Below are 12,471 nucleotides of genomic sequence, written 5' to 3' on the forward strand. Positions count from 1 at the left end.
AGTGCAGGTCCAGAGTGCAGGTCACAGCTAGCCGACCGGCGTGGGCATCAGTTCGCGTGCTCGTGCTCGTCGCCCGCCGGGGGTCGGGATGCCCAGCACCGCGACGGCGGCGGCCAGGCACAGCGCACCCGCCGTCCACCACGCGACCTCGTAGGAGCCGGTCCGCTCCCGGATCGTCCCCGCGAAGGTCGCGGCGATCCCCGCCCCGATCATGTGCGACGCGTATACCCAGCCGAACACGATGCTGGACCGTTCGAGTCCGAAGTGGCTGCGGCACAACGCGATCGTCGGTGGCACGGTGGCCACCCAGTCGAGTCCGTAGAACACGATGAACAGGAACAGGTTGGGGTGCACGCTCGGCCCGAGAAGCGCCGGCACGACCAGCAAGGACAGCCCGCGCAGCCCGTAGTAGACGACGAGCAGCAGGCGAGGGTCGACCCGGTCGGTGAGCCATCCGGAGGCAACCGTGCCGACGATGTCGAAGATCCCGATCACGGCCAGCAGGTTCGCGGCGGTCGTCACCGGCATGCCGTGGTCATGCGCAGCCGGCACGAAGTGGGTGCCGATCAGGCCGTTCGTGGACCAGCCGCAGATGAAGAACGTGCAGGCCAGGATCCAGAAGGCCGGCGAACGTAGCGACTGCCGCAAGGTGTGCACCGCCAGCCTGGCCGCCGAGGTCGGCTGGCCAGAGGACTGATCTGTCGGTAGGCCGGCGGGGAGGTTTGTCGGCGGGTCCGGGTCCGGGTCCGCCTGCTCCGCCGCCGCTGCCTCGCCGTAGGCGGTGGAACCGACGTCCGACGGCCGGTCCGCCAGGAAGAGCAGGACCAGCGGCACCAGCAGCAGCGCCGCCCCCGCAACCACCCCGGCCGACCACCGCCAGCCGACATGCACCGCGAGGTAGGCGATCCACGGCAGGAAGATGAGCTGGCCCGTCGCCGAGGCGGCCGAGAACAGGCCGGTGACGAGGCCACGATGGCGCACGAACCAGCGGTTGGCCACGATCGCGCCCAGCACCAACGCCATCGCACCGGTGCCCAGCCCGACGGCCAGCCCCCACAACGCGACCAGCTGCCAGGATGCGGTCATCAGCACGGTGAGGCCGGAGCCGACTGCGACCAGGCACAACGCGCTGGCGACCACCCGTCGGATGCCGAACTTCTCCATCAACGCGGCAGCGAACGGCGCGGTCAGCCCGAACACCACCAGGTTGAGCGTGACCGCTGCCGAGGTCAGCTCGCGCGACCAGCCGAACTCGTTCTCCAACGGCTCCATCAGCACGCCCGTGCTGGACCGGAACCCGGCCGCGCAGAGCAGCGCGCCAAAGGTCACCAAGGCGATCAGCCAGGCACGGTGGACGTGGAAGCGCTTCACCCCACCATCTTCGCTGGCTCGGCCGGAAGACCTCCATCAGACATCCAGCCAACCGTCGACGAAATGGCGCGCGGCCTGCCGGGAGGCTCGTCCGCGCACCCCGGCAGCGACAGTGCTGTCGTCGTCACCGACAGGCCCCCGGTCATCGACCAGCTGACCCGTCGCGGCCCTCGACCGGGACCGGCAAGCAGGTCGGACCGCACCAACCGGTGCGTCTTCAGCTGGTGGTGGCGCCGGCACTTGGGATCGAGGTTCGTCACGGCCGTCGGACCCCTCGGCCACGGTTCGTCGTGGTCCAGGTCGCAGGCCCTGGACTGCCGTGGACAGTCGTAGAACGAGCAGGTGGCCGCCTCGGCCCGCACGTGAGCCGCGATGGCCGACGTCGGGGCGTACCGCGCAGTGCTCAGCGGGCTCAGGCTGCCGAGCCTGGGAAGCGCCTGCTGGACGGCGTCGATCAGGGCTGCACGAGTCCACGGGTCCCCTCCTGCAGAAGCGCTGGACAGCGGGACCAGGCGCTGCAGCGCGCCAGTGTCGTCGACCACCAGAACCTGCAGACCCGTTCCCCCGGCCAGCTGGCGCGAGGCCTCGCGGGACGCGCTACGGGGATCGAGCGGTGCGGGTCGGCCGAGCCCTCGCTGCTCGCCCAGCGCGCGGGCAGCCGGGCCGTACCGGAACAGGGTGTCGGCGTGCAGGACCAAGCCGATGTCACGCGCCGCCCGCACCGGCACCCGAGGCAGCGGGGCGTCGATGGCCGCCCGTGCTTCGGTGGTTTCGGCCAGCGAGTGGCCGCGGATCCGTCGGAACACTTCGACGACCGCATCGGTGCGCCGTTGGTCCAGCGTGCGCCGCGATCCGTCGGCATCCACCGACGGCAGGCTCGTCGCCAGGTCCGTGACGACCTGGTCGATCATCGCGACGTCGGCGGCACCGGCGCGCACCTGCAGCACCCCCATCCCGTCCGGCTCGGCCCACGCGCGTACCTGCCGAGCCGCGAGCGCCAGTTGGCGTCGTCGCTCCGCAGCCGTGAGGTCGGCCGCGACAACAGCGCGTTCCACCCGCGCGCGCCACGCACGCGGCGACGGGCCCTGCCATGGCCTCTCCCCCGCGTCAGCCAGCACCACGCTGGCGACCTGCCGAGCATCCGGATCGGCGAGCACCTCGGTAGCCTGCGCGAGCGCGCTGACCCTGGGAAGGTCGATCCGGCCGTCGCGCAACGCCTGCAGTGCCTGCGGAAGAACGCGGACGACCCGGTCCGCCAGCACGAGCATCCGGGCCGCCTGCGGCCCGCTGATGCCGAGCGTCACCGACAGCTCCGCCTCGGCCAGCGTGCAGGCCATCGCCTCTGCGTCGGACGACGAGCTGATGCCGCGGCCACCGCCCGGCACGTCTGCACGGCACTCGGCGAGCAGGGTCGCCACCAGCTTCAGCTGCTCGGCCTGGCGAGCCGCGATCTCGCCGGCCAGTGAACGGAGCCCATGCGTGCGACCAGACAGCAGAGCATCAGACGGCACGGCCGCCGCAGCGCGCGTGCCGTCCGCCGGCATCTCCCACCCCTGTCCCATGCGGACAAACCTAGACAGCGCCACCGACAGCGGGTGCCGCGCACGCACCGACTCCTGTGGACAGACCACCTGTGCCACAACGAATCTGGATGGGCAGCCGTCAGGCGCGCAGCTGCTCGGCAAGCGCAGGCGCCAGGTCGCCGAGGCCAGCCACCGTGACCGCGCCCAGCCCGAGCCAACCGGCCAGCTCGTGCAGCTCGGCCGCCAGCTCGGCCGGGGTCTGCACTGGCGCGCCGGACTCGGCCCACGCCGCCTGGACCCGAAGCACGCCAGCCCCAGCGGCCGCCTGCCGGTCGGCCTTCAGGTCGACCCGTGCGACCAGGGTGTCACCGAGCAGGAAGGGCAGCACGTAGTAGCCGAACCGCCGCTTCGGCGCCGGCACGTAGATCTCGATGCGGTAGTCGAAACCGAACAGGTCGAGCGTGCGGGCCCGCTCCCAGACCAGCGAGTCGAACGGGCTGACCAGCGCCCGCGCCTGCACCCGCCGTGGTCGCCGGGCCTGTGCGTGCAGGTAGCCAGGACGCGGCCAGCCCTCCACTCGGACGGGCACCAGCTCACCATCGGCGACCAACGACGCGATCGCCTCGCGAGCGGCGACCGGAGCCAGCCGGAAGTGGTCGCGCAGTGAGAACTCGGTGGCCACCCCGAAGGCCCGGGCCGAGATCGACACGAGCTGGCGGTGCGCCTCGTCGTCGGAGGGTGTCGGTGCCGCATACGCCGTCGGCGGCAGCACCCGCTCGGGTAGGTCGTAGAGCCGAGCGAACTGGCTGGTGCGGCCCGACGAGCTGATCTCGCCCGCCCAGAACAGCAGCTCGAGGATGCGCTTGACCACGGACCAGTTCCAGCCCCACTCGGTGCGGTCTCTCGGGGCGTCGTGCGCGATCGCCGCCTCGAGCTCGACGGAGGTGATCGGCCCACGGTCTCGGACCTCGTCCAGGATCACCTGGACCAGGCCGGGGTGCTCCTGCTCGGCCCGGACCATGCCGCCCCAGGCCTCCTCGCGGGCGCGCTCCATCCGCCAGCGCAGCAACGGGATCGTGGACGGCGGGACCAGGCTGGCCGCGTGCCCCCAGTACTCCACCAGCCGGCGCGGACGACGGTCCCTCGCCCGGTCGAGCAGGCCGGTGTCATAGGGGCCGAGGCGGGAGAAGAACGGCACGTACTGGCTGCGGGCCAGCACGTTGACACTGTCGATCTGCACGATGCCGAGCCGGTCGATCGTTCGCTGCACGTGCCGCATGGTCACCGGACCCGTCGGCCTCGGCTCCGCGAAACCCTGTGCGGCCAACGCGATCCGGCGCGCCGAGGCTGCGGAGAGCCTGTCCGGGAGCGGCACGTCAGCTGCTCGCGCGGTGCTGGAAGTCCCCGGTCGCGCCGTCGATCCACTCCCGCAGGAAGTCGGCGTGCCCGTTGTGCCGCGCGTACTCCTCGATCATGTGCAGGAACACCCAGCGAAGGGTGACGTGTCGACCCGAGTGCGTCGTCACCGGCGCGTCCAGGCCCAGCCCGGCGGTCGCGGCCTTGGAAGCGGAGACCTCGGACCAGAACCGCTCGAGGTCGAGGGCGGGGTCGGCGTCCGGCACCCCGTCGAAGTCCGCGTTGGGGTCCGCGTCGGTGCAGTACACCGGGACAAACGGCAGACCGGCGCCCTGGTAGCTGAACCACCAGCGCTCGCAGTCCGTGAGATGGCGCACCAACCCGAGCAGGTTCAGCACGGACGGTGGGTTGGCCGCTTCCTTCAGCTGCTCAGCGGTCAGGCCCGAGCACTTCCACAGCAGGGTCGACCGATGCTGGTCGAGCCACTCCTCGAGCTGCTCGCGCTCGGCACCGGTGCCCTGGGTGTCCGCCGCCTCGGGAAGGGGTGCAGTCCATGTCATGGGCCTGATCCTGCCGGAAGCCACCGACAGAGCCTGACTCAGGTCAGGTCGAGGATCTTCTCCCGTACGGCGTACACGACCGCCTCCATCCGGGAGTGCAGCTGCAGCTTCTCGAGGATGTTGCGCACGTGGTTCTTGACCGTGTTCTCGCTGATGAACAGCTCCTTGGCGATGTCCTTGTTGGCCATGCCACGCGCGACCAGCTTGAGCACCTCGAGCTCGCGCTCGGTCAGTCGCGGCACCGGCAGCTGCGGGCGCTCCTCGCTCTTCTTGATCATCGACGCGAACTCGGTGAGCAGCTTGCTCGCCATCGAGGGACTGATCAGCGACTGCCCGCTGGCCACCGCCCGGATGCCAGCCGCGATCTCCTCGCCGGGCACGTCCTTGAGCAGGTACCCGTTCGCCCCGGCCCGGACGGCCTCGTAGAGATCGGACTCCTCGTCCGAGATCGTCAGGATGACGATCTTGGTCGACGGCACCACGTCCTTGATGGCGGTGCACGCCTCGATGCCCGAGCGCCGAGGCATGCGGATGTCCATCAGCACGACGTCGGGGAGCAGCTCCTCCACGCGCCGGATCGCCTCGGCACCGTCGCTGGCCTCGCCGACGATCTGGATGCCTTCCTCGGCACCGAGCACCATCTCGAGCCCGCGCCGGTACAGGGCGTGATCGTCAGCGACCAGAACCCGGATCGACTCGCCTTCAACCACGAGGATTCCCCACTCTCCGTCGTCCCTAGCGGGCGACCTGAGCATTCTGTCACGGGTCGACCTCAGCCCGTAGCGGCTTGCCTGTCGTGAGCGTGCGTGGCTGAGCCGTTGTGCTCCACGTCCAGGTGCAGGACGCCGTACTGCCAGCCGCGTCGGCGGTACACCACGCTCGGCTGGTCCGTCTCCGCATCGCAGAACAGGAAGAAGTCGTGGCCGACGAGCTCCATCTCGTACAGCGCCTGCTCCAGCGTCATGGGCGGGGCGGCGTGCACCTTCTCGCGAATCTCGATCGGGCTGTCGTCCAGCGAGTTCTCGGCTCCGTCAGCGGTTCCGTTGGTCTGCGGCTGTCCGAGCTCGGGCAGCTCCGGGGCGAGTCTCGCCGACGCCTGAGCCAGCGACTCCGTGCCACGCCCACGACGCTCGACCTTGCGGCTGTGCGCTCGGCGCAGCCGTTCCAGGAGCTTCGTGTGCGCCTTGTCCAGCGCGACGTACGGGTCGACCGCGGCCGCTTCGGCCCGCACGACGGGGCCCTTGCCGTGGCAGGTGATCTCGACCCGCTCGCAATTCTCGGTCTGCCGCTTGTTCGGTTCGTGGGTGATGACGACGGATAGACGCTGGATCCTGGGGGCTACCTCCTCCACCTTGGACAGCTTCTCCTCCAGATGGCGGCGGAACCGGTCCTTGACGTCGACGTGCCGTCCGGTGACCACGATCTCCACAGTGGGACCTCCCTCTCCACACTCACCCACCCGCTGGTGGGGAGCGGCGGTCTGCCAGCAACAAGGCTGCAGCAGCGAGAACGATCGACGGGCTGCTCACCCGGACTCAACCGCGGCACCACCCCCGATGCCCTCGAGTTCGCGGGTCCGGGCGGAGCCGTCCGCGGGAGCGGACCTCGCCCTGGGGACCCATCTACCGACCGTACGCCAGGGCGGACCCCGGCGGCAGACCAATCCGGCGTCTAGTTGTAGTTCCTACACAGGTTGTGAGCGTGAAGGCGTAGACGGATAGCGAGGACCTCCAGTACGGAGGGGGTTACGACACCAACCCTCGACTGGAGGTCCTCGTGACTCACGCTAATGCCCCGCTGACGCCTGAGGGGCGTCGACGCCTGGCGGTCCTGATCGTCGAGCAGGGGTGGACGGTCCGTCGTGCTGCGGAGCGGTTGCAGGTCTCGCCCGCGACAGCGGCCAAGTGGGCCCGGCGCTACCGTGATGGCGAGCCGATGACGGACTGCTCGTCTCGTCCAGCGCGGTCGCCGCGGCGCTGCCCGCGCCGCCTTGAACGGCGCATCGTGAAGCTGCGGTACTGCCGGCGTTGGGGTCCGCACCGGATCGGCTATCACCTCGGGGTTCCGCGATCGACGGTTGGTCGCGTCCTGGCGCGTTATCGGATGCCGCTGCTGGTCCACCTCGACCAGGCCACCGGCCTGCCGGTCCGCAAGCCATCGCCGATCCGCTACGAGGCGGCGGCCCCGGGCGACCTGGTCCATGTGGACATCAAGAAGCTGGGCCGGATCCCGGACGGTGGTGGCTGGCGGGCCTTTGGTCGCGACTCCGAACAGCACCGACGCGCCCATGCCAGGACCGAGCGGGCCGGTCATGGTGGCGCGCCGACGTCGCGTGGCTACGTCTTCTTGCACCACGCGGTGGACGATCATTCCCGGCTGGCCTACTCCGAGCCGCTGCCTGACGAGCGCAAGGAGACCGCCGCGGCCTTCTGGGGCCGCGCCAACGCGTTCTTCGCCCAAGCCGGGATCACCGTCCGGGCAGTCATGACCGACAACGGCTCCTGCTACCGCTCACGCGACTTCGCCAACGCCCTCGGGCCCGCCATCAAACACCGACGGACCCGCCCCTACCGACCCCAGACCAACGGGAAGGTCGAGCGGTTCAACCGGACCCTGATCGTCGAATGGGCCTACGCCCAGGTCTATCTCTCCGACCAAGCCCGCGCAGCGACCTACCCCGACTGGCTCCACTCCTACAATCATCACCGACCCCACACCGGCATCGGAGGCCTCGTCCCCGCAGCCCGCGTTCACAACCTGTCGGGGAACTACATCTAGTTCAGATCCGGCGGACGGTCGCGGCCACGCAGACCGCGCCCCGGACCTGCACGCCGGCCGTCTCGAGTGCCCTGTGAGCCTCGAGGAGGGTCGCGCCGCTGGTCACCACATCGTCGATGAGCAGCACCGGCCCCGCTGAGCGCAGCCGCGCCAGCCAGCCGGCCCGCACCCGTAGCGCCCCATGCAGGTTGCTCGCCCGGGCGGCGGCGTCCAGCCCCGCCTGGTCGGCCAGCGGGCGAGCGTGACGCAGCCCGGGCAGCACCCGACGGCGAGGGCGGACGGCCAGGGCCAGGTCGCGCACCGGGTGGCGCCCGCGTGCGCGACGGGCGGAAGCGGACGACGGAACCGGCACCAGCGCTGCCGGCTGGCCCGGGCGGTCTGTGTCCGGGTGGTCCGGGTGCGCCTGGTCCGGGCCAGGCTGGTCCGGGCCAGGCTGGTCCAGGTCCACCTGGTCCGGGTCCACCTGGTCGAGGACGCCGGCCAGTGCCATCGCGAGCACGCCGTCCAGATCCGCGCGCCCGTGGTCCTTCCAGGCGTTCAGCGCCTCGCGCAGCGCTCCGTCGTAGTTGGCGGCGCTCCAGACCTGCAGCGGGCCACGGTTCGTGGCCAGCACCGGTCCGATCAGGCTGGACGCGCAGGACGGGCACCACCGAGTGCCGGTGACGCCACAGCCGCCGCACGTCCTGGCCAGCAGCAGGTCGGCCAGCCCGGTCACCCGCGGTGGGTCACGAGGGGATCGTGACCGAGGTCGCGGCCCCGAGATCGCGCCAGCCGCTGCCCGCCCGGACCACGACGTGTCCGTTCGCCAGGGTCAGGTACACCGAGGACACCCCCGAACCCGCCATCACCCCGACGGCCGACGGCAGCTTCGGCAGGGCGCTCACCTCACCGCCGACCTCGACCTGGTAGGGCTGGCGCTGACCCGACTGCCCGCCGAGCACGACCAGCGTGGTGCGGTCGGCCCAGGACACGTCGGAGACCGAGGCCAGCGACTGTCCGACCTGCCACGGCTGGGCCAGGGACGTCGGGCGGCCGGAGTCGCCGCGAACCACGCCCGCGACGTCCAGCCTCGTACTGCCGTCCGCCGCCGCGGAGACCACCGCGACGCGGGAGCCGTCGCGGGCCACGTCGAGCGCGATGACGGTGCGGCCGGTGAGCCAGCGGGGCTCCATCCGCACCGAGCTGTCGGGGCTCTGCGACGCAGCGGCACCCGAGCTGGTGGCGGGCGCGACCAGCATGCGACCAGCCGCGGCGCGATCCGCCGTCCACGCCCAGCCGGAACGGTCGATGACCGGCGGCACCAGGTCGCCGCCACGGCCCAGCTCCTCGGGAGCGGACTGGGCGGCGATCGACAGCAGTCGGGTGCCGGAGCCGTCGACACCGACCACCGCGTCGTCGTGCGGGCCGGCCGCGATGGAGCGCAGGCCGCTGACGTCCAGGCGTCCGGCGAACCGGCCGCTGATCTGCGGGCTCAGCGCACCGGCGGCGTCCAGGGTCTTCAGGCGGCCACCGGACAGCACCAGCACCGGGCCGGCGACCTGGACGTTGTCGCGGAATCCGAGGTCGGCGTCGGAGCCGCCGGCGCCGACCCCCGGCACCTGGAAGGCCCCGCCGCCCGCGGTCACCTCGATGTCGTTCACAGTCGGCAGCTGGTGCAGGGTCGCGAACAGCTGCGACCACAGCTGCTGGCGCTGGTCCGGGGAGGCGGCCAGGGCTCGGGTCGAGAGGTCGATCTGGGCCGTTCCGCCAGACGTGGGCACCGCGTCCACCCCGAGCGTCGTGCCGGTCGGGAAGCCGGTGGTCACCGCATCCTTCAGGTACGCCGGAGGGCCGGCCAGCAGGGCGCGGACCGCTGCGGTGGCCAGGCTCGCACGGCTGCCGGCGAACCAGCGCTGGTCGGAGACGAGCTGCCGGGTGCCGGTGGCCACGAACGAGATGCGCAGCGGTGTGTACGAGCGCTGGAACTCGTAGCGCGGCATCCACAGCCCGAACTGCGCTGACAGCGTCTCGATCCGCCAGACCTGGCCGAGGCGGCGCACCTGGAAGGTGGTGCGCGCGGTGGTGCCGGGCTTGGCCGGAGCGAAGCGACCGTCGGCGTCGATGGTGCCGTACACCGGCGCGCTGACGACCACCTCGCGGTTGACGCCACTGCCGTGCGAGACCACCGTCAGGGACGGGTCGTCGGGGTAGACGATCGTCCCCTGGGCCGGGCGCCAAGCAGCACGCGCCTCGCCGTCCAGGAACGTTCGGGCGACCGCGTGGTCACCGTCGAAGCCTGCGCCGGCCTTCAGGAAGCCACCGACGATCTCAGCCGGTCCGGCGTCCGGGCGCGGGCCGACCGGGGCGATCTGCAGCGGCTCGCGCGACGACCCCTCACCGATTGGCCGGCCGGCGCCGGCGACGCCGGAGTCCGGCATCGCGGAGCCGCACGCGGTCAGCGAGGCGACCAGGGCCAGCGCCAGGCCGCCCAGCAGCACCGATCGGCGGCGGCTCACTGCCGGCCCACCCACGGCGCGCCGCCGAAGTTGACCGGCGGGGACGGCAGACGCTGGTAGGCCTTGCCGACCTCGACCGGGGCCTCGTCCTCCTCGGGTGCCAGCGGCAGCGGGGACGACGTCAGCTCGCCGGCCGCAGTGCGCGGCAGAGTGAGTCGGAAGCAGGATCCCTGGCCAGGCTCGCCCCAGGCCTGCAGCCAGCCATGGTGCAGGCGCGCGTCCTCGATGGCGATCGACAGGCCGAGCCCGGTGCCGCCGACGGTGCGGGCACGCGACGGGTCGGCCCGCCAGAACCGGTTGAACACCAGTGCGGCCTCGCCCGGACGGAGCCCGACGCCGTGGTCGCGCACCGAGATCGCCACGCCCTCGTCGTCGATCGCGGTCCGCACCTCGACCGGCCGACCCTCGCCGTGCTCCAGGGCGTTGACCACGAGGTTGCGCAGGATGCGCTCGATGCGGCGCGGGTCGACGTCGGCCAGCGCGGGCTGGCCGGTGTCCACCACCACCAGCTCACTGCCCGTCCGGATGGCCAGCGGGGTCTCGTTCTCGATCACCCGGCTGACGATGTCGCGCAGGTCGACCGGCTCCACGTCCAGCAGGTCACCACCGGCGTCGATCCGGCTGATCTCGAGCAGGTCGGACAGCAGTGCCTCGAACCGGTCGAGCTGGGTCTGCAGCAGCTCGGCGGAGCGGGAGACGCCCGGCGCGAAGTCGGCCCGGGCCTCGTGCAGCAGGTCGCCGGCCATCCGGATCGTGGTGAGCGGAGTGCGCAGCTCGTGCGAGACGTCGCTGACGAAGCGCTGCTGCACGCGCGAGAGGTTCTCCAGCTGGCTGATGTGCGTCTGCAGGTTGTGCGCCATCGTGTTGAACGACCCGGCCAACCTGGCCAGGTCGTCCTCGCCGCGCGGCACCATGCGCTCCTGCAGCCGCCCGGAGGACAGCCGCTGGGCGACCATGGCGGCCTGCCGCACTGGCCGGACCACCTGCCGGGTGACCACGTACGCGACGCCGCCAACCAGGAGCACCAGCACCGCTCCGCCACCGACCAGGCTGCGCTGGACCAGGTTGATGGTGTCCTGCTCGCGCTCCAGGCTGAAGACGAAGTAGAGCTCGTAGGCCCCCGCCAACGGGACCTTCACGTTCGAGCCGATGGCGATGCCGGGCACGGTCTTGTCGGAGTCGTTGTAGCGGATCCGGACGAACTGCTCCTCCTGGTCGCCGGACCCGGTCACCCGCTGGCGCATGTCCGCCGGGATGATCGAACGGTCGACGGTGCGCGAGTTCAGGTCCGGCAGCACGGCGGGCAGGTCGTTGCCGAGGCTGCGCAGCAGGACCACGTCGCGGCTGCGGTCCGGGCTCGGCGAGGCGAGCCGGGGCAGCATGTCGGTGACCAGCAGGTTGAGACCGGTCGAGTCGGTGGCGGTCGCCAGCTGGGCCTGGGCGTCGACGAAGCCTCGCGTCGCCTCGCCACGGGCAGCGGTCAGCCGCTCGGCGACGAGACCGGACTGGATCCTCTGGAGCACCACCGTGCCGAGGGCGAACACGACGATCAGGCCCAGCAGCATCGTGGTCGACACCACGCGCAGCTGGAGCGAGCGCCGCCACCGGTGTCGCACCGCTGCGACCGGGCGGCCCAGGAGCTGCCACAAACCGTTCAGCTGCGTCACCCGGTGGTACCTGCCTTGTAGCCGACGCCACGGACGGTCACCACGATCTCGGGGTGTTCGGGGTCGAGCTCGATCTTCGAGCGCAGCCGCTGCACGTGCACGTTGACCAGGCGGGTGTCGCCGGCGTGCCGGTAGCCCCAGACCTGCTCGAGCAGCACCTCGCGGGAGAAGACCTGCCAGGGCTTGCGGGCCAGCGCGACCAACAGGTCGAACTCGAGCGGGGTCAGCGAGATGGGCGTGCCGTCGCGCACCACGGAGTGGCCGGCGACGTCGATCGTCAGGTCGCCGATGTCGAGTCGCTCCGGCGCGGCGTCCCCCGAGCTGCGCAGCCGGGCACGAACCCGGGCGATGAGCTCCTTGGGCTTGAAGGGCTTGACCACGTAGTCGTCGGCGCCGGACTCGAGGCCGACGACGACGTCCACCGTGTCGCTCTTGGCGGTGAGCATCACGATCGGCACCCCGGACTCGGCGCGGATCCGCCGGCAGACCTCGATGCCGTCGACACCGGGGAGCATCACGTCGAGCAGCACCAGGTCGGGGCGGACCTCGCGGAAGGTCGTCATGGCACCCTCGCCGTCACCGCAGTGAACCGGCTCGAAACCCTCGCCACGAAGCACGATGCCGAGCATCTCGGCCAGAGCAATGTCGTCATCGACGACCAGTACGCGACCCTTCATCGACCCGTTCCTCGTCCGCCCGGGGGCATGTGCAAGTCATGGCG

At 71.4% G+C, this 12,471-nt stretch carries 11 protein-coding genes; 1 reads left to right on the forward strand and 10 read right to left on the reverse strand.

The window, feature by feature from the left end:
* Nucleotides 1-27 precede the first annotated feature (27 nt).
* The 6 genes from ACPPVT_RS16895 to hpf form a co-directional block, all read right to left on the reverse strand.
* Nucleotides 28-1,371, reverse strand: a complete 1,344-nt coding sequence (locus ACPPVT_RS16895; RefSeq protein ID WP_426562265.1) for an MFS transporter — start codon at nt 1,369-1,371, stop codon at nt 28-30.
* On the reverse strand, nt 1,368-2,933 hold the full coding sequence (locus tag ACPPVT_RS16900) for a DUF222 domain-containing protein (RefSeq protein ID WP_426562267.1): 1,566 nt from the start codon (nt 2,931-2,933) through the stop codon (nt 1,368-1,370). Before ACPPVT_RS16900 ends, ACPPVT_RS16895 begins: the two co-directional genes overlap by 4 nt.
* Before the next feature lie 100 nt (nt 2,934-3,033).
* Complete coding sequence (locus ACPPVT_RS16905; RefSeq protein WP_426562269.1) at nt 3,034-4,269, reverse strand: winged helix-turn-helix domain-containing protein; 1,236 nt, start codon at nt 4,267-4,269, stop codon at nt 3,034-3,036.
* A gap of 1 nt (nt 4,270) precedes the next feature.
* Complete coding sequence (locus ACPPVT_RS16910; RefSeq protein ID WP_426562271.1) at nt 4,271-4,810, reverse strand: DinB family protein; 540 nt, start codon at nt 4,808-4,810, stop codon at nt 4,271-4,273.
* A gap of 38 nt (nt 4,811-4,848) precedes the next feature.
* Nucleotides 4,849-5,565, reverse strand: a complete 717-nt coding sequence (locus tag ACPPVT_RS16915) for a response regulator (RefSeq protein WP_426562273.1) — start codon at nt 5,563-5,565, stop codon at nt 4,849-4,851.
* Between the two features lie 17 nt (nt 5,566-5,582).
* Nucleotides 5,583-6,239, reverse strand: coding sequence for a ribosome hibernation-promoting factor, HPF/YfiA family (gene hpf / locus ACPPVT_RS16920; RefSeq protein WP_426562275.1), 657 nt, complete (start codon nt 6,237-6,239; stop codon nt 5,583-5,585).
* A 347-nt stretch (nt 6,240-6,586) separates the two neighbouring features.
* On the opposite strand from hpf, the gene ACPPVT_RS16925 reads away from it, so the two are divergent.
* Nucleotides 6,587-7,588 carry an IS481 family transposase gene (locus tag ACPPVT_RS16925; protein ID WP_426562277.1) on the forward strand — a complete coding sequence of 334 codons (1,002 nt, stop codon included), beginning with the start codon at nt 6,587-6,589 and terminating at the stop codon, nt 7,586-7,588.
* Between the two features lies 1 nt (nt 7,589).
* Here ACPPVT_RS16925 and ACPPVT_RS16930 read toward each other — a convergent pair whose 3' ends face one another.
* Genes ACPPVT_RS16930 through mtrA form a run of 4 tightly spaced genes read right to left on the reverse strand, consistent with a single transcriptional unit; the run spans nt 7,590 to nt 12,427 of the window.
* Nucleotides 7,590-8,303, reverse strand: a complete 714-nt coding sequence (locus tag ACPPVT_RS16930) for a ComF family protein (protein WP_426562278.1) — start codon at nt 8,301-8,303, stop codon at nt 7,590-7,592.
* A gap of 10 nt (nt 8,304-8,313) precedes the next feature.
* Nucleotides 8,314-10,083: an LpqB family beta-propeller domain-containing protein gene (locus ACPPVT_RS16935; protein WP_426562280.1), complete on the reverse strand. Its 1,770-nt coding sequence runs from the start codon at nt 10,081-10,083 to the stop codon at nt 8,314-8,316.
* Complete coding sequence (mtrB, locus tag ACPPVT_RS16940) at nt 10,080-11,750, reverse strand: MtrAB system histidine kinase MtrB (RefSeq protein ID WP_426562282.1); 1,671 nt, start codon at nt 11,748-11,750, stop codon at nt 10,080-10,082. The genes ACPPVT_RS16935 and mtrB overlap by 4 nt, the downstream gene beginning before the upstream one ends.
* The gene (gene mtrA / locus ACPPVT_RS16945; protein ID WP_426562285.1) at nt 11,747-12,427 is read right to left on the reverse strand and encodes an MtrAB system response regulator MtrA; all 681 of its coding nucleotides are present in this window, start codon (nt 12,425-12,427) and stop codon (nt 11,747-11,749) included. Before mtrA ends, mtrB begins: the two co-directional genes overlap by 4 nt.
* Between the last annotated feature and the right edge of the window lie 44 nt (nt 12,428-12,471).

Source organism: Angustibacter sp. McL0619 (assembly GCF_049994355.1).
In the GTDB taxonomy this organism is placed as follows: Bacteria; Actinomycetota; Actinomycetes; order Actinomycetales; family Angustibacteraceae; genus Angustibacter.

Coding starts and splice junctions, on each gene's coding strand:
- ACPPVT_RS16900 (WP_426562267.1), bottom strand. CDS start 2,933: ATGGGACAGGGGTGGGAGATGCCGGCGGACGGCACGCGCGCTGCGGCG.
- ACPPVT_RS16910 (WP_426562271.1), bottom strand. CDS start 4,810: ATGACATGGACTGCACCCCTTCCCGAGGCGGCGGACACCCAGGGCACC.
- ACPPVT_RS16915 (WP_426562273.1), bottom strand. CDS start 5,565: ATGCTCAGGTCGCCCGCTAGGGACGACGGAGAGTGGGGAATCCTCGTG.
- mtrA (WP_426562285.1), bottom strand. CDS start 12,427: ATGAAGGGTCGCGTACTGGTCGTCGATGACGACATTGCTCTGGCCGAG.